Origin of the sequence: Aquisalimonas lutea, from assembly GCF_030409225.1 — a bacterium.
Lineage (GTDB): Bacteria > Pseudomonadota > Gammaproteobacteria > Nitrococcales > Aquisalimonadaceae > Aquisalimonas > Aquisalimonas lutea.
Map to the genome: position 1 here is coordinate 1,300,222 of NZ_JAUFPK010000001.1, position 17,707 is coordinate 1,317,928.

A 17,707-nucleotide genomic window follows, 5' to 3' on the forward strand; every position below is an offset into this window, starting at 1 on the left:
TCTGTGGGCAATCGCTCAGGGGATATAGTCGTCTGCTGCGTCCGCGTCGCGCAACGTCTCTGTCACGAAGAGGCGATCGGGAATCCCCTGGTCGTAGGTGACGGCGTCAATCCGCAACTCCGTGCGATGACCGGATTCCAGATCCGTCATGACGCTGCTCATCACCGTCCAGTAGCCCTGGTGGCGCTCGATCCGCTGGACCTCAAGCCGTTTCGTTGGCTCCTCGCCGTTCTGGTAGAAGTCGACCCGGATGGGAATGAGCGTTTCCTCGTGGATCCAGCGGACCCGTCGCGAGTAGACGGATTCCTCCCCATTATCCCGCGGGACGCTCTCCAGTCTTGTGGTTTCCGCCCCATCGATCGTCTCGGTTCCGGTCACCCGGTGGACGTCCTGCGAGGGATGACGATCCTGCAGATCCTCGTAGAAAAAGTCCGAGGAAACGAAACGCCCACCGCGGCGGTTCGAGGCGATCCGGCGAATGCGGTCCAGTGCCGGCAGGTAGAGCCACTGGTCCGTGGTGTCGCGCGCATGGTCGTGCATCAGCAACGCGGTGTCGCGGATATCGGCGGGGCTGTCGAAACGAATCAGAGTCCGGGTCTCGCCATCGCCCCGGTCGAGCCTCAGAGTGACCATCTCCCGCTCCCGCGGCGAGCGCCCTTCCTCTAGGAGGATCATCGATCCTCGGGTGGCCGCGTCGTTGCCATCGGGACGCTCGTACACGTCGATCGCGAGCGCCATCCCAGCATCCGTGTCCGCCGCTTCCGCCGCAGTGGCCGAGAGTGTCAGGATGAGCCCTGCTGCGATAAGGGCCACGAGCGCTTTCGATCGCGTCCGCCTCTGCTTGCTTGCATGATTCATGTCCGTTGCCCCCGGGGATTGATTGACCTGGTCCAGTGTTTACTAGAACTCCCCGCGCCATCCAGCCACGATGAGCCGGTTGTCCTGGAAGAAACCGCCGGCGGTGCGGTCCGTTCCTTCGTAGTAGTGTGCGCCGAGATAGAATTCCTGCGCGGGTATCGCGGTATAGGCGATCTCGGGATTCGCGTAGACATCCCGCCGGTCGAGCCGGTGGGAGAACCGGAGCCGCGCCCGCCACCGGCCCCGATCAAACGTCCTCTCGATCTCGCCGCCCAAGTAGTAGCTCTCGGTGTCCTCCTGGATCCCTTCGGCTCCAAGCAGGTGCTGTGCGCTGAACTGAAGGGTGACCCGCAGTTCCCCGTCACCGGGGAAACTCTCCATGCTGGCCGCCCAGTCGATGGCTTCGACCGTGTCAAATGCCAAATCGTTCGTGGTCACCGGCACGTCGCTGAGCCAGGCGCCCTCCGCCCGCCAGGTGACCCCGCCCATGCTGAAGGCGAGGTCACCGCCGACAACAAAGGTACGCGGGTGGCGAGCGCGAAACGTGTCCCCGTCCGCGGCGTCCAGCGCGGCCGCCGGATCTCCGGTTTCGAGCAGGGCCTGACGGGCGTCGTCGTCCAGCTCATAGTAGGGTGCCGACCGGCGGGCGCGCTGAATCGTGAACGCGTAATCCAGCCCCCGGCCTTCACGACTGATCCGGATGCCGCCGCCGCCATCGCCGCTCACGTCGTCGTTGAAGTCTCCCTCGCGAACCAGAACCGCGAGCGCATCGTCCTGGCGTCGCCCCAGCAACCGGCCTTCCCGCTGGTCGACCGGGTGCCAGATGCTGTCGTCGTGGGGCAGCGTGGCGGGACGGAACAAGGGCAGGAACACGGCGTCCACGCGATGGCCGGCCAGCGTGGTCTCAAACCGGACAGCGGGTGACGCACGGTAGCGATCCTCTAGCGGATCTAGATTGAAGCGGGTGAGGTCACGGGTGGCGAGCCGGTCCGTCGGGGGCTGTTCGTCCATTTTCCCCCAGTTGGGAGTCTGTGCGCCGATCGTCAATTGCACCTCGTCCGTGCGATAGCGGACGAAGGTGTCCTCGTAATCCAGGCGCGCCGATTCCAGGCTTTCATCCCCCGTCTGGCCAACGACGTCGACGCGTGCGCCGGCGCGAAACTCCAGGAAAGGGAACGGTTCATAGCTGCTTCTAACGGCCAGCATGGCGTGGTTGCTGCTGCTGGCTGGGGCGTCGGACGATGTCGTGACGCCGCCCTCCATCCGGCCCTCGTCGAGCCCGAAGCGAACTTGCCGCCCGTCTTTGTCGCGACCGCGCTCGCGTGTGTCCATGCGCTCGGCGTTACTGTCATCAGGGGCACCGAAGTCGAATGCCTCCGGTTCGTTTGCCGCGTCGGCCGTCACCCGTAGCTCAAAGACGCGGACTGGCTGCGCCGGCGGACCGATTTCCAGATCTCGATACCCTGCATCCTGAACGAGCCTGAGGTGTCGCTGCAGGCGGTTTTCGCTGCCGAATGGGCCAACGACGACACCGTAGGTTCCGTCGGCATCCGCGAAACTGGTGGCGGTTGCGTCGTTCGTATCAAGCTGCCTGGCCGCGCGTGCCGCCGCAGCCTCGCTAGAGAAACCGCGTATGCGGATCTCGTCAAGGCCGGCGCGGCACCACACCGGGATACGCGTCACCGTCATGCCTTCCCCCTCCAGTCGTGCGGCTTCCTCCCGCGCCTCGGCTTCCGGCAGACACCGGAGGGTGAAGTCTTCACGGTGCTCGGCGTCCGCCATGGATTCGGTGGAGACCATGGCGAGTGCCAGTACACTAGCTACAAGCAGACGTGTCGCGGTAAGGTGCAGGGTGCGGCGTCCTGTAGCCAGTGGAGCACGGGTGTCAGAAGCCGGCCTTAGAAGGGTCGCTGCCATCGAGCTGGCCAAGCATGAAGGCGTAGAGCATCTGCAGATTGGCGTTGCCATCGCGTTCAGCCTGCTGAAGGTGAATGTAGTACGGCGCCCGAGTCCCATGATAGTCCACGATTTCACCGATTTGCTGAAAGTGAATCCCGCAGCGCCCCAGCAGCCGCGCCAGCTTGGGTTCCATCATGGCGTACACATGCTCCCGCTTGGCGACTCGCACCAGCGCCGCCGCAGCGACGAACATGGAAATCCCGATCAGGGGGAGAGTGCGCGCTTCGCGGTCATCGACACCGTCAGGATCCGGGTTACCGACGGGGCTGCGCTTCTCCCCGGGACGGCAACGAAAGCGAGCAGTTACGGCAAGGCGGGAGATCTCGCAGATGCGGTCCTTGGGGTGATTTCCGGGATGGAACGGACCCGGTTCCAAGCTGTCTCCGCAAAATGCCGCCATCGGGAGCTCGGATCCTTTGTCGGGCGGAACGATCACCCGGACACAACCGGCTACCGTCCTGCTCCTGGCATGCCGCAAAAGGCAATGCAAGGAGACAGCGTCGTATTCATCTGTCTCCATTGCGCCGGGGCAGTCCTCTGGACGTTCGAACGCGAATTCTCGGCAGTACACCTCGTAGCGTAAACGAAAAATTTCCTCCAACTGACGTGGAGTTGACGCTCGCTCGTAGCTGAAGTATCGCGGCAGCGCCTCCCATGGGGATGATTCACTCATGCAGATGGACTCCATTCACGTAGACGCACTCAAGCCATGCGGGCGCGACAGGGCCAACATCCAGGTTATCCTGGCCCCCATCCCCCGGTAGCTTCGCCAGTAAAGCCACCCCAAGATCCCCGGGTCTCGGCGAGTTCCACCAATCCGCCTTTCGGGGTTGTAGCGGAGCCATGAGATAGTATGCCGGGGCGCCAATCCTCCAAGTGAGGTGCCATGAGCAGCAGGCCTGGTTGAGAGTGTAGTATTTCAACGCAAGCCTGTGGGACAAACGGTGACTGGCCACCTCATCAGCCCTTATGCTATCTATGATAACAGGAGCATCGTATTGTCTCGCCCGATCCGCATTCTGCACGTCACCAGCTCCCTGAACTACGGCGGCCTGGAACGGCTGATCGTCGATATCTGCCTGAGCATGGACAAGAGCAGGTTCCAGCCCTTTGTCGCCTGCCTCAAGTACAAAGGGGACCTGGCGCCCGAGGTCGAGGCAGCGGGTGTTCCTGTAACGGCCTTGAACGAGGAGGTTGCACAGTCCCGCAAGTACTCTTCGTTCGGGCGGTTGGAGCGGTTGATCCGCTCGCAAGGGATCGATGTCGTGCACACCCACAACACCGGGCCGCTTGTTGATACGCTATTTGCCAGGCTCAGGCGGTTCGCGCCGATCCATGTGGTCCACACCGACCACACCCGCCCCACGTGGCCTGACAAGCGCAAGTACATGCTCCTGGAATGGTTGGCTTCCTATTGGGTCAGCGCCATGGTCGCCGTCTCCGATGCCGCCAAGGCCGATCTCGTCCATTACGAGAAGATTGCCGAGCAGCGGATATCGGTGATTGATAACGGTATCAACGTCAATCGGTTCGACGAACCGTCCATACCGACTGAACAGTGGCGGCGGGAAACCGGACTGGCAGAGTTCGATCACGTGGTCGGCGTGCTTGCCATGCACCGTCGCCAGAAGGGGATTACGCATTTTCTGAAGGCGATTCCAGGTATTCTGCGGCAGTTCCCCCGTGCAGGCTTCGTGATTGGGGGGGGCGGCCCGTTACAGCAAGAGCATGAAGCTGAGGCCAAGGCTCTCGGCATTGAAGGCCATGTGCGATTCATAGGCCGACGAAACGATGTCGTCGATGTGCTTCATGCCATGGATGTCTATGTGCTGCCTTCCGAGTCCGAAGGACTGCCGATCGGCTTGCTGGAAGCGATGGCAGCAAGCCGGTGTATTCTCGCAACATCTGTCGGGGCGGTCCCCAAGGTGCTTGCCGACGGTCAGGCCGGTATCCTGGTCCCTCCGAAGGAGCCAGAGGCGATCACAAACGCAGTCTGTGAACTGCTCAGGGACGACGAGCGCCGCAAGGCTCTGGGGCATGAGGCACGCGCCAGGGTCGAGGAGGCGTTCAGTATTCAAAGTACGGTCAGTGCGTACGAACGCCTCTACGAACAAGCGGTTCAACGGTCGGCGAGGAAAGGGGCCTGATGCATCCGACAGCCGTCACCGTCCAGGCCCTGACCCCGGAGTTTGAGACCCGATGGGAGCGCTACACCTGTTCCCATGCTGCGGGCTCGCCCTATCATCAACTGTTCATGCGCGACGTGCTGCACGATGTCAGTGGGCATCGGCCGCATTACCGTGTTGCTGTAGATGCCGTGGGGCAGGTGTGCGGTGTCCTGCCATTGGTTGAACTGCGAAGTCGCCTGTTCGGGCACTTTCTGGTGTCTCTTCCCTATGTGACCTACAGCGGCCCATTGGCGGACAGCGATGAAGTTGCGACGGCGCTGATGCTGGACGCCTGTGGGCTGGCGAAAGACCTTGGCGTAAGCCATGCGGAGTTCCGGGATTGCCAACCCCGGGATGGGGACTGGGCGTGCAGAAGCGACAAGGTCAACATGCAACTGTCTTTGCCGGACTCCGCCGATGCGCTGTGGCGAGGTTTTGGGTCCAAGCTGCGCGCTCAGATCCGCCGGCCCATCAAGGCAGGTGCTGTCGCAAAAACCGGCGGACGAGAATTCCTCGACGACTTTTACGCCGTCTACGCGCGCAATATGCGCGATCTCGGTATGCCCGCTCAGCCGAAGTCCCTCTTCGCCGCAGTACTCGAGGGTTACCCGGAGGTCTACATCGTCGTCGTCTATCTCGCCGGCACCCCCGCCGCCGCCGGGTTCATGCTCGGCGGCTACGGCCGGCTGGATATTCCCTGGGCGTCGTCATTGCGGGAATACAACCACCACAGCGTCAACATGCTCTTATATTGGGAGGCATTGCGCCTTGCCATTGAGCTCGGACATGACACATTCGATTTCGGGCGCTCGTCGCCGGATTCAGGCACTCACCGATTCAAACGCCAGTGGGGTGCTCACGCGGTGCCACTCTACTGGCACTACTGGTTGCGTGACGGGGCGTCCATGCCGAGCCTATCGCCGGAGAGTACGAAGTACCAGCTCCTGATCGCCGCTTGGCAGCGGCTGCCGGTATCCGTCACAACGTTCATCGGGCCACGCATCATTCGCGCGCTTCCCTGATGCAATCCGGAAAACGCCACTGTCGGATCAAAAGACACCCTGAATCCGCGCCAGGAAAGCCGTCTTGGTCGCTGACACGTCCTCGTGGAGTCCAACGCGAAGCAAGCGATGCGGGTCTGGCCTGCGCGTGTTCCATCCACGCTGAACAAGGCAGGCGCCGTCGTAGTTGCCGCGGACCAACTCTTCGGCCCGTGCGGAACGGTCACCGTTGGGGTAACAGAACAGTCTCGGCCGTCGGCCCGTCGCGGCCCGGATCGCGTCCCGGGCGCCGACGATCTCCGTGTCCAGCGCGCTCGCATCGCTGACATGGTTCAGTCGGCGGTGCGTCCGGGTGTGCGAGCCGAGTTCGAAGGTCTCGTCCGAGATCATGGCGTTGACTTCCTCCCAGCTCAACATCACGGGTTCGACATCCCGCTCATGCATGCCAAGGGCTGCCTCGATGCGGTCGAGTCGGGTCTCGATATCGTCGTCTCGATATTGCTTGAGCCGTTCAATGAGCCGATTGGCGAGGCTCGCGGACAAGGCTTCCCCTTCCGGCGCCTCCGGTAGATGACTCCACAGCCAATCCCAATCCTCTTGCCCGTCGCTTCCAGGGAACCCCGTCCACTGCGTCAACCGCTGTACACGCCCCGGCCAGAATGCGCGCGCGGTGCCAATGAAGTCCGATACCAGGAAAAGCGTCGCCGGTAGGCCGTGTTGGCGCAGCAGCGGCAGCGCGAACTCGGCGTTATCCCGCCATCCGTCGTCAAAGGTGATGGCGCAACAAGGCCGCTTCGATGTGGTCGCTTTGCCATCCAGCCAGTCAGTGAGATGCACTGGATTCAGGTAGGCCTTAATCCACCGCAAATGGGCGGCGAACGTCTCCGGGGTCACCATCATGCCCGGCTGTTCGAGCCTCGCGCGTGCGTCGTCCGCCGGGAGAATCCTGTGATAGGTCAACACCAGCAATTGCCGCGAATGGCGGCGCAGCAGCAGCGGCGCGGCAGCACCCATCGGCATTTGCAGGGTCCGCTTGATCAGCCGTTTCCCAGCGCTCATTGACCTAGCCTGCTACTTTGCACGAGTGCCGCCCCAAAGTGCCAGAAATCCCGATAGTAGTTGTTGACAGGGACGCGCTGAAGGTTGATTGCGCTATCGCCGGGCCGCACCAGCCCACCGTGGCAGGAGAGGCAGCATTCAAAGCCCATGTCCGTGACCAGCGCGCGAAGGTCTTCATTGAAGTCGTTCCTACCACCGAACGGGTAGCTGAACCACCGGATTGTCGCTCCCACGGCGTCCTCCAGGGCGTTGCGTGATCCCGATACCTCATCTCGCGCCTGAGCCGGAGAGAGGGCATTCAGGTTCGCGTGTGTGCGGGTATGCGCTCCGAGTTCAAATCCCTGCCGATGAAGGTCCCGCACCTGCTCCCATGTCATCCAGCGAGTCCGGATACCGGCTTTTCTATCCCAGCAAGGTTGCGTGTGTGTGCCGATCAGGTCGGTCGCAATGAAGAAGGTTGCAGGCAGGCCGTACTCGCGCAGGATGGGGGCAGCCGTTTCGTGATTGTCCGCATAGCCGTCGTCGAACGTGATGACCAGCCGATTCGACACGTCCTTACCGTCGCCCAGGCGGGCCAGTAGTTCAGGGAGAGCGACAACGCGGAAGTGCCGGCTCACGAGGCGACAAAATGACTGGAATGCCGGAACCGGCACACTGATGGGATCGTGCGCTGCGGCGTCGTCAACTCTGTGAAAAGCAACGATGGCAGCCGTCTGGTTCATCATCGCTCGGTGCAGCCCGCTGCACAGAAGCGCCCTGCCGGCCATGGATTTCAGTGAACTGTTCATATTTGCCCTGCGACCCACCCCTGGGCCCGTCCAGCCTATAGCGTATACTGGCGCGGCTCATTTGCTACCAGCGTGATGCTGTAGTGTGACACAGTGATTTGTTGAGCGGCGGGCGAGCGTATATCTTGGGCCTCCCATCCGCCCACACGACCGCAGATCGCATCTTGGTGGACGAGTTCGAATGATGACTGGACTTCGGAATATTCGCGCGCTGCTGAGTAGGCAGGAGCAGCTCAAGGCGCTGGTTGTGCTTGCGTTCATGATGGTGACGGCGGTTGTGGAGGTGATGGGCATCGCCTCGGTCATGCCGTTTCTCGCAGTCGTCGCCGATCCGAGCATGGTCGAGAAAAATGAGAAACTGAGCCTCCTCTACACTTGGTTTGGATTCGAGAGCACGGACTCGTTCCTCTTCTTCCTGGGAGGGGTAGCTTTCCTGGCCGTTTTCTGCGGCTCGATGATGCGTGCAGCTACGCAATGGCTAATCATCCGGTTTACCCAGACGCGACAGTATGCGCTATCCCGAAGGCTCATGGGGGTATATCTTCGCCGGCCCTACGCGTTTTTCCTGAAGCGGAATTCCTCCGACTTGGCGAAGTCCGTGTTGGAAGAGACGAGGCAGGCAGTTACGGGCGCGCTGATGCCCGCCCTGTCGCTGGCGAGCTATCTTCTGCAGGCCGTCGTCATCCTGGGCTTTTTGGTCATGATCAATCCCGCACTGGCCGTAGCCGTGGCGGTGGGACTTGGTGGCGTGTATGCACTGATATTCTTTGTTGCGCGGTCGTGGCTCGGACGCATCGGCAAGGACCGGGTCGTCGCGAACCAAGAGCGCTTCATGGCAGCGAGTGAGGCCTTTGGAGGGGTGAAGGAGATCCGCCTTCTTGGCCGGGAGCAGGCGTACCTGAATCGGTATGGCAGGTCGGCACGCCGGTTTGCCCTGCACCAGGCCAATGCCGGGGTACTCGGTCAACTGCCACAGCACGTGATTGAAGCGATCGCGATAGGCGGTGCGCTCTTCATGGTTCTGATCCTTATGTCCGCGGAGGGTGGGTTGTCCTACGCACTTCCGATTATCGGTGCGTATGCGTTGGCCGGGAAACGGTTGATACCCGCCTTTCAACGGATCTTTCATGCGACGTCGCAAATACGGTTTGCCATGCCGGCCGTGGAGAATCTGCTAAAGGATCTGGGCACAGAGGACGAGCGTGCCGAGTTGCAAAGCGTTGAGCCCGTCAAGGGCCGCCTAGAGCCCATGGAAGCGATAGAAGTCGACAACGTGACCTTCCACTACCCGGAGAGTGAGGGAGAGCCGGCTCTCAAAGGGCTTTCCATGCGGGTGCCGGTGCATACCACCATCGGCTTGGTTGGAGCCTCCGGCGCAGGCAAGAGCACACTAGTCGATATTTTGCTTGGGTTACTGGAGCCGGAATCCGGAGCGATACGCGTGGATGGAGTCACACTGGGTCGGGAAAACGTCCGGGCATGGCAGGCGAGCATCGGCTACGTGCCCCAGCACATTTTCTTGGCGGACGATACTATTGCGGCGAATATCGCATTGGGCGCAAGGCCGGGAGAGGTCGATCACGAGGCCGTAGAGCGCGCGGCCCGCCTTGCGAACCTGCATGAATTCGTCATGAACGACTTGCCCGAAGGCTACGCAACCGAAATCGGAGAGCGGGGCGTCCGGTTCTCCGGTGGTCAACGTCAACGCGTTGGCATTGCCCGTGCGCTGTATCATGACCCGCCCGTCATCGTTATGGACGAAGCAACCAGTGCGCTTGATAACGCCACCGAGCATGCGGTGATGGAGGCGGTTCACAACCTTTCATCGCAGAAGACGATCATCCTAATTGCTCACCGCCTTACGACCGTCAAGCCCTGTGACAAAATCTTTGTTCTGAAAAAGGGGCGGGTTGTGGAACAAGGCACTTGGGACCAACTGACTGGATGCGAGCAATCCCACTTCAAACGCCTTGCTTCTGGTGGGGTGTGATCGATGACCGACTGGAGGTCCGATTGACACCGCTTGAGCTGACCATGAGGACGCTATACCCGAATGTTTAGCCTAAGGTCACGAATAATGATCGAGCGCTACAGGCTTCGACAGGCCGTACGGATGTATCTGCATACTAAACAGAAGGGCAATCTCGCCAGGCTGGTCGTATGGTATGGCCTTTTCCTGAAGCGGCTAGGTGTTTCCGAAACGGGGCTCAAGTTCGTTATGAAAGGTCGGCGCATCGCAAACGTCGAGGCTGCGAATCGCGAGTTGCGATGTCTGGCCGCGGATGTTGCCGTTGGCCGACAAACGATCGTGTCAATGGTTCATGGAAAACGCGAGCAGACAATTGAGAATCTGGCTCGGCGCATACTATTTCTTAAACTGCCGGTGATCGTCGACGGGGAACTCCAAGAAAAAGGCGTTCTTACGATAAAGTTCTCCGAGACCTTTGGTGCCTTGTACCGGCTCTTGGATATGCAGGCCGTCGCGAGGTACTTTCGAATCGTCCTTGAGCCAAGCTGGGTTGGATACAGCTTGCCGGAGGTTTTGATTTGGGCCACGCTCTCGCCGGAAAAGGTCGTTATTATGGCTCCCTATGAAGACGATTTCCGCTTCATTGAAGAGCTTGGCGTAAATCTGATCCCGACAACTCTCGGTCCGGCCGACTGGGTGAACCCAAAGAAATTTCATGTGATACCCGGCGAGGAAAAGCGCTATGACGCAATTTATGTCGCCAACTTCAACTCGATCAAACGAGTGGAACGGTACCTCCGGGCGATAGTCAGAGTTTCGCGCAGTAGGCCGCGCTTTCGCGCAGCGCTGGTTTGTGCCGGGCATGGTGGAGCCCGCCAGCCGGTGATGGCAACGCTGTCTTGGGCGCAGCAGCACGCCGATATCGAGTACTTCGATGCCGTGGATCAGGAAACGCTGAACCGGCTTATTAATTTATCTAGAGTAAACGTACTAGTGTCCCTACGCGAAGGTGCGAATAAGTGTGTAGCGGAGGGACTGTTCGCGGGAACTCCGGTCCTTCTCATCGAGGAGTGCGCTTGTGGTAACCATCATCACATCACGGGTGAGACGGGACGCGTGGTCCCGGACACGGAACTGGAAGAGGCGTTGGTATGGTTCTCCGAGGAAAGGAAAGAATTTGATATCAGAACTTGGGCGGACGAGAATATGTCACCCTGCGTTAGCACCGATCGCTTGAGCAGGCTTTTGGAATCGCTGGAATACGAAGAAGGCCGGCCGTGGACTCGCGGTCTGTTTGCCAAGGTTAATCAACCGGAGCTGAACTATCTCGATGCGGAAAACGCCGGTTTACTTGGAATGAGAAAAGAATTTATTGAGAAATTCAAAAATCGAGAGAGTCCAGATGCACATCTAGAATGGATTCGCGAGCTGAGCACTCATAAACAGGGTAGTAAAGAATTCGCGCGTGTGGAGCGCTGGCAATAATAGCTTTTCTTGTTGTGCCGGTAATATGAGACAAGAACGATTGCATTGATTCGGAAGTACACCCTAGAATCTGCCAAGAAAAGATAAACGGCAGAATATCTTTAATCGGTTTCCAGGCCATCGGAGACCCTTTACATAAGTACGAATCGATTGAGTGGGCCTTCCAGATGTAGCGTACGTTTTGGCAAGGCTATAGTGCTTGTTGGAGAGAGCACGTGCCACGCGCTTTTTATACTCTGAGGGATACTGTCCTCCAAGACGCGTCTTCAGTACCTGTATGTCGCCAGATAACTGCATGATAGAGTAAAATCGTTGATCCTCGTTGCCGTCGTGTATGCCCAGTATGGCATGCACCGAATCATAGAAATGTAGTGGGTACTGCTCCGCGAGTCGTAAACCGAGATCAAAATCCTGGCAGCGACGGAACCTCCCGTCCCAGCCGCCTACCGATTGTATCGCGGCCCGCCTGATCACTGTCGCGCTCGGGAATACGGGGAAGCCGGAGAGTAGTAGCCTTACGGCACGCTCAACGGGGAGGCGATAAAGGTTGTGCGGCGTACTTGATATCAAGTGTCCTTCAAGATGCTTTTGCGTGCGCGGAAAGTGAGTAATGTTCCTTTCGGAATATTCGTCAGGCCGAGCCCCCGGCCGTGCCCTGCGAAGATCAGCCATCAGAAAGTGAATCGGTTCCCGCGCGAGTAGCTCCCGTGCTTCGGCAAGCTTCCCTGACGGCCACCAGTCATCTGCATCCAAGTACGCTATATACTCGCCTCTTGCCACATTGGTTCCGGTTTGTCTCGCAATTGCTGCTCCTTGGTTGGCTTGCTGAATGAGGTTAATATGCTGATCAAATCGTGCGAGCTCAGAAAGCGTGTCATCCTCGGATCCATCATCAACGACTATTATTTCGTCGGCGGGGCTAGTCTGGGCGACAGCGCTTTGGATCGCGGTTCCAATCGTGTCCGCGCAATTGTAGGCCGGTATAACTACAGAAACCGATACGTCCGTATGAGCCATAGTCAGTCCGTTCCGAATAACCCGCTACGCGGGGCTTGTAGTGAGGGATTGAAGCCGGGATTTCAGAGTACAGTATCGATTACTACGTAAGGGTGCCCCAGCAATTCATCAGGTAAAAGATCCGCTCTAGCGCAGCGCCCGAGCCGAATATTGTACCGCGCGGCCATCAGCACCGCGTTCAGCGTCTCACCGAAGCGGCGTTTCAGCCGGCAACGACTCATCCGCCCGTGGATCTTACGTCGCCGATTGCCGCATCGTAGGTTCTTCGGCGTCCCGGTGTTCACGCCGTTTTTCGAACAGTAGCGGAGCATACGGTCATCGCGGATGGCCGGCGTGCCCTTGTAGCCACGATCCATATTATTCAAATACGTATGCCAAGACGTAAATGGAGTGCCAAAAGGAACGTAAAACGCCGACAATATCTCTTCCCCAGAGGCATGAGCCGTATCGCGGTACGTAACGCCGATGCGAGTTCGATAGGTGATCGCGCTATTCAGCGATTTCGTGTCCCTGAACCCCTAGGTAATGCTTGTAATCGTCCGAAAGTCCGCCATCGCTATCTACAATGTTGTCTTGGTCGGTACCTGTCAAGTTTCCCCATATTCTTAGCCTGTCTGGAGCTTCGATGTTCATTTTTCGAATGTGGTCGAATTCATCCCATGAATTAATGATTACGTTGCGGTTTATCGTATACGGCCCAGTACTCTCTGTGATCTCTTGTACCTGCACCTTATCCAGAAACGTATTTCTTACCATATGAACCGGGCCAATAGAACTAGACCAGACGGGGTTAATCCTTACCTTCCCGCCGCCCGGCATCACCAAATTATGTGATATTTCGATATCTCGGGTAGGGTAGGTGCCTCCGGATCGGCCACCATAAACCCAAATGCTATCTTGAGGATTGTTCTCGAAAACGTTCCCACGTATAAACCAATGCTGATTTCCGGCCTTGGGCCCAACTGGGTGTGAACCAATATTGGACAGATGGTTGTCTTCCACTAGGACATATCTGTTCGTGTAAGCAATTAACCAATACCCGTTGTTCACGTCTCTGGCTATATTGCCCTGAAGCACATGATTGCTTCCTAATGAGCTGGTCCTGGTGAAATAAACAAAAGAACTGTTCCCGCCTGTGTACCCGTTTTCAATGCTGTGAAACTCGTTCTTTCGGACAACGACATTTTCTGTGCTTCCGGTAAACATCAAGCCCCGCGTCTCTAGGTTTTCGGACATGTCAAACTCGAGAGACTGGAAATACAAGTTTGATGTGTCTCCGTACCATTGCAGAAAGGCTGACACTTTGATGACTGGATTTTCATTGGGAAAACCAAGCCAAACATTGGGTTTTCTATTCTGCGTGAATATAACCTTTTCGTCATCAGTCAAGTACGCATCAATGTCGTAGACTCCTTCCCTCCAATAAACGAAATAACCAGAATAGGTGTCCCGTGAAACCGATCCGGGGTCATCGCCTTCATAGATATCTTTGAGACTCGCAAAGGGCGCATCTATAGTACCCTTTCCCCCGTCTTCGGCAGCCACCCCGTTTTCCGCGTCGACGAATAGGAATCCATCGGTTGTGACGCGAATAGTCCACGAAGTTTCTGTGGAACGCCCGTTCTGATCTGTGACTCGCGCTGTTACGGTGTACGGCTCGTCGCGTTCCGTGGGTGTATCCCAGACAATTTCGCCGGTTCGCCGATCGATGCTCATGCCAGAAGGGCTGGTCAAAAGTTCGTGTTCGTACGGGTACACGCCGCCAACCACAGCCATTCGAACATTGTATTCCAGTTCCGGGTACGCCTTGTAAAATCGGTTTGCTTCGTCAAGCCCAGGCTGTGGTTGAATGATTTCCAACGGGTAGTTCGCGGTCGCTTCGTTGGCCTTTACCACAAATGGCGAAAGTAACGCAATAAAAACGACGAGAAGAGTTGCTGAATTGACGATATGTTTAGTCGAAATCATAAAGTAATTCTCATCCATTGGCCGTCTTGTGGCGCCACATCTCGCATAGCTTGCTCCCTTGCTCAACTAGGAAGCCTACTCGTCAATAGTACTGGTCCGCGTAACAGTGATCCCTGTAACCGCGGCGCTAGTCAACTAGCAATGTGCGATGCACGGCCTAGACAGCGGCTAAGCAGCACAACGAGTAGCACCCAGCGGCAGGCTTGCTTACTTTATTCTAGAATAGCGTACTGGTGTACCGGGGTCCACGTAGTTGTCCGGGTAGGCACAAGCAGAGGGAATCTGATCTGAGTAATGCACCTCCGGAGCCCGCCGATACATATGGGCCTCGTGCTCGTGGAACCGTCTTCTAGGCAATATCACTGCCTGCTGCACTAGCAGGCTGCTGAAAAAGCCCGTTTTGCGGGGCGTTTGGTAAAATGGACGCCGTCATTGACGGCGTTCAGGGAGATGCTCGGATGCGCGGTGAAGACGTCGAACAGCCCCAGTTGTTCAGCTACGTCAGTCTTGAGGCACGAGTCCCGAACCACCACCCCTTGCGGCGCATCCGCACCCTGTTCGGTCAGGTCCTCGACGGGCTGTTCGGCGAGTTGTCATCGGTCATTCAAAAATCCCCAGTGGGGGGTGCGGCGGTTTTCTTGGACTCTGTCAAGCCGCGATCCCCAAGCTGTCTCGGTACTCGCGTGGGCTTAGGGCACCGAGCGATACCTTGATCCGTTTCCCGTTATACCAGCGGATGTAAGCATCCACCGCCTCCATGAACTGCTCCAGCGTCGTGGCACGCCAGTCCCTGGGGTAGAACAGTTCATTCTTGAGACGACCGAAGAAGCCTTCGCAGGCTGCATTATCCGGCGTGCAGCCTTTGCGGGACATCGATCGGGTCAGCCGCGCATCCGCGATACGCGATAGCCATCCGGGCCAGCGATAATAGGCGCCGCGGTCAGAGTGGACGATGGGCTTCTCGTCCTCGTTCAGCGAGGCGACAGCCTCGTCGAGCATGGCGTTCACCAGCTCGGCATCCGGTCTGGTGCCGATGGTCCAACTGACCACCAGCCCGTCGAAGCAGTCAATCATGGGTGATAGATAGACCTTGCCCGCGGGGAGCTGGAACTCCGTGATATCAGTCAGCCATTTCTCGTTGGGCGCCGCTGCACCGAAGTCACGATTGACGAGGTTGTCGACCGCAGGGGTGATTTCTCCCCCGTAGGAGCTGTACCGGCGACGCCGCCTGGTGTGAACGACCAGTTGCTCTTCTGCCATCAGCCGGCGAACGATCTTTTCGGAGACGACGATTCCGCGGTGACCCAGCTCGACGCCAATGCGCCGATACCCGTAGCACCGGTGGTTGAGCTCGAAGACGTCCGTGATGATACGGCGGGCGCCCGCATACTTGTCCGGTGTCGCGAGCCGCGCCCTGTGGTAGAAGTAGGAACTGCGTGGCAGCCGTAGCTCGGTAAACAGCTCCGACAATGCGTAGGCCTCCCGCATGGCGTCAATCAGCAGGGTCTTCTCCTTGTTGCTCGGGAGCTGCAGATCGACGCCGTGGTCCTTTTTTATTCAGTTGATTCGCCTTGGTCAGGAGATCATGTTCGAGCCGCAGGCGGTGGATGCGTCGCTGAAGCGATTCGGCCTCCTGCTCCAAGGCGGCTTGCTCGTTGGCAGACAATGCGTTTTTGCGGCGTTTCATCGGTGGGCGGACTCCGTCGTCGAGCAACTGATCTTTCCACTTGTACAGCACTTGTCTGCTTACGCCGACCTCGTCGCGGCGCCGCCTTGCCGAGAACAGAGTTCGATCACCGCCTGTCGCTTCTCCTCCGGTGAAAAGGGCGCGCCTGTCGCCTTGCCAGTGAGACGCGGTCGCGTGCCGGGATGGAGCGCATCAATCCAGGCTCGAAGCGTCGCGACACACGGGTACCCCAGCGCCTCACTGGTTCTGGCAAGGCAGCGACCATGGGTGAAGTAGTACTCAACCGCCCTTTGCTTCTGTGCGATTGAGTACTTCGACTTGGGGCGAGACCGCTCCGGCAGATCCCCGGTTTCGACGTAGATGCGATACCACCGCCGGAGGTTCTTCCGTGAGGGGTAACCAAGCTCCCGGATGGCGTCGGCCGCGCTCCTGCCGTACTGGATATAGAGCTTCACTGCCCTGAGACGATCATCATACGAGTACATGAGCTACCTCCGATGTAGTCCAAGATTTCGTCCGCACCTCCCACTGGGGAAATTTGGATGACCGTTGACAGCGAGTTCGATCGGCTCTATGCCGACAGCGGCCGGCCCTCGATCCCGCCGGAGAAGTTGCTGCGAGCGCTGCTACTCCAGGCGCTGTACACCATCCGCTCGGAGCGGCTGCTCATGGAGCAGCTCAACTACAATCTGCTGTTCCGCTGGTTCGTCGGGCTCGAAGTCGATGATTCCGTCTGGCACCCGGCGACGTTCACCAAGAACCGCGATCGGCTGGTCAGCGGCGCGGTCGCGCAGCGCCTGCTCCAGCAGCTCACCGAGCTGCCGGAGATCCGCCGGTTGCTGTCCTATGAGCACTTCTCCGGCGACGGCACGCTGATCGAGGCCTGGGTGTCGATGAAGAGCTTCGTGCCCCGCGATGACGACTCCAACGACGACAATGCCAGCGGTGGTGGCGCTGGCGGCCGAAACCCGAACGTCAACTTCCGCGGCAAGCGGCGCACCAACGACACCCACGCCTCGAGCACCGATCCCAACGCGCGGCTGTACCGCAAGGCCAAGGGGCAACCCGCTCAGCTTTGCTACATCGGCCACGCGCTGATGGAAAACCGCAGCGGGCTGATCGTCGACACCCGCCTCACCGAAGCGAACGGCACCGCTGAGCGCGCTGCGGCCCTGGAGATGATCCGGGAAATCCCCGCTGGGCCGCGGCTGACCCTGGGGGGCCGATGCCGGCTACAACACCCGCGGCTTTGTCCGAGCGCTGCGTGAATGCGAAGTCACTCCGCATGTCGCCGAGAAGAAGCGGCACAGTGCGATCGATGAGCGAACCACCCGACACGAGGGATACACCTGTAGCCAGCGAGCGGGGAAGCGGATCGAGGAGTTCTTCGGCTGGGGCAAGACCATCGGGCAACTCGCCAAGACCCGGTTCATCGGCCCCGACAAGGTGGGATGGGATCTCGCCTTCACGGCGTTGGCCTACAACCTGGTTCGAGCGCCCAGACTCCTGCAGAAGGCCACCTGAGATGGCCCGGGTCAGGGCGAACTCCGGCTTCGGGCTCATGGAACGGCCCACCAGAGCGGAAATCCGGGGCTGCCGGCCCGAGGTCAATGCCACAGCAGCGCCCGAGGCCTGTTCTGTTGGTGCTCCGGTAACCATCAGGTCCGTTCCACAACCCCGAATTTCAGCAGCCTGCTAGCGGAGTTGGGGCGGTTTTCAGGAGCAAGCGTCGACTCTTCTCCGGTGCG

General features: G+C 59.0%; 11 protein-coding genes and 3 pseudogenes. 6 read left to right on the forward strand and 8 right to left on the reverse strand.

The genetic code is table 11. The features are described 5' to 3' along the window. Positions 1 to 15 precede the first annotated feature (15 nt). The 3 genes from QWY84_RS06110 to QWY84_RS06120 all read right to left on the reverse strand — a co-directional run bounded on the left by QWY84_RS06110 (position 16) and on the right by QWY84_RS06120 (position 3,490). Positions 16 to 858: an outer membrane lipoprotein-sorting protein gene (locus QWY84_RS06110; protein ID WP_290201570.1), complete on the reverse strand. Its 843-nt coding sequence runs from the start codon at positions 856 to 858 to the stop codon at positions 16 to 18. 42 nt (positions 859 to 900) lie between these two features. Further along, complete coding sequence (locus QWY84_RS06115; RefSeq protein WP_290201572.1) at positions 901 to 2,658, reverse strand: SPOR domain-containing protein; 1,758 nt, start codon at positions 2,656 to 2,658, stop codon at positions 901 to 903. Positions 2,659 to 2,743: 85 nt separating this feature from the next. After that, a complete protein-coding gene (locus tag QWY84_RS06120) occupies positions 2,744 to 3,490 on the reverse strand; it encodes a PEP-CTERM/exosortase system-associated acyltransferase (RefSeq protein ID WP_290201574.1) in 747 nt (248 codons plus the stop codon). Positions 3,491 to 3,815: 325 nt separating this feature from the next. Here QWY84_RS06120 and QWY84_RS06125 point away from each other — a divergent pair, with 325 nt between their 5' ends. Next, a complete protein-coding gene (locus QWY84_RS06125) occupies positions 3,816 to 4,964 on the forward strand; it encodes a glycosyltransferase (RefSeq protein WP_290201575.1) in 1,149 nt (382 codons plus the stop codon). Beyond that, positions 4,964 to 6,007: a FemAB family XrtA/PEP-CTERM system-associated protein gene (locus tag QWY84_RS06130; RefSeq protein ID WP_290201577.1), complete on the forward strand. Its 1,044-nt coding sequence runs from the start codon at positions 4,964 to 4,966 to the stop codon at positions 6,005 to 6,007. The genes QWY84_RS06125 and QWY84_RS06130 overlap by 1 nt, the downstream gene beginning before the upstream one ends. A gap of 27 nt (positions 6,008 to 6,034) precedes the next feature. Here QWY84_RS06130 and QWY84_RS06135 read toward each other — a convergent pair whose 3' ends face one another. Further along, positions 6,035 to 7,045, reverse strand: a complete 1,011-nt coding sequence (locus QWY84_RS06135) for a polysaccharide deacetylase family protein (RefSeq protein ID WP_290201578.1) — start codon at positions 7,043 to 7,045, stop codon at positions 6,035 to 6,037. Beyond that, complete coding sequence (locus tag QWY84_RS06140; RefSeq protein WP_290201579.1) at positions 7,042 to 7,833, reverse strand: polysaccharide deacetylase family protein; 792 nt, start codon at positions 7,831 to 7,833, stop codon at positions 7,042 to 7,044. The genes QWY84_RS06135 and QWY84_RS06140 overlap by 4 nt, the downstream gene beginning before the upstream one ends. A 181-nt stretch (positions 7,834 to 8,014) precedes the next feature. Here QWY84_RS06140 and QWY84_RS06145 point away from each other — a divergent pair, with 181 nt between their 5' ends. Together QWY84_RS06145 and QWY84_RS06150 are read left to right on the forward strand one after the other, a co-directional pair. Further along, positions 8,015 to 9,823: an ABC transporter ATP-binding protein gene (locus QWY84_RS06145; RefSeq protein ID WP_290201581.1), complete on the forward strand. Its 1,809-nt coding sequence runs from the start codon at positions 8,015 to 8,017 to the stop codon at positions 9,821 to 9,823. Positions 9,824 to 9,910: 87 nt separating this feature from the next. Beyond that, a complete protein-coding gene (locus QWY84_RS06150; RefSeq protein WP_290201583.1) occupies positions 9,911 to 11,287 on the forward strand; it encodes a glycosyltransferase in 1,377 nt (458 codons plus the stop codon). A 63-nt stretch (positions 11,288 to 11,350) separates the two neighbouring features. On the opposite strand, the gene QWY84_RS20050 is transcribed toward QWY84_RS06150, so the two are convergent. Together QWY84_RS20050 and QWY84_RS06155 are read right to left on the reverse strand one after the other, a co-directional pair. Then, positions 11,351 to 12,304: a glycosyltransferase family 2 protein gene (locus QWY84_RS20050; protein WP_353959871.1), complete on the reverse strand. Its 954-nt coding sequence runs from the start codon at positions 12,302 to 12,304 to the stop codon at positions 11,351 to 11,353. Positions 12,305 to 12,793: 489 nt separating this feature from the next. Then, on the reverse strand, positions 12,794 to 14,290 hold the full coding sequence (locus tag QWY84_RS06155; RefSeq protein WP_290201584.1) for an Ig domain-containing protein: 1,497 nt from the start codon (positions 14,288 to 14,290) through the stop codon (positions 12,794 to 12,796). Positions 14,291 to 14,730: 440 nt separating this feature from the next. Between QWY84_RS06155 and QWY84_RS20160 the strand changes: the two are divergent. Further along, a pseudogene (locus tag QWY84_RS20160) lies at positions 14,731 to 14,874 on the forward strand (IS5/IS1182 family transposase); the annotation flags it as partial. A gap of 46 nt (positions 14,875 to 14,920) precedes the next feature. On the opposite strand, the pseudogene QWY84_RS06160 reads toward QWY84_RS20160, so the two are convergent. Beyond that, a pseudogene (locus tag QWY84_RS06160) lies at positions 14,921 to 16,444 on the reverse strand (IS3 family transposase). Positions 16,445 to 16,507: 63 nt separating this feature from the next. Here QWY84_RS06160 and QWY84_RS06165 point away from each other — a divergent pair. Further along, positions 16,508 to 17,483 (forward strand): annotated as a pseudogene (locus QWY84_RS06165) (IS5 family transposase); the annotation flags it as partial. Positions 17,484 to 17,707: the final 224 nt, after the last annotated feature.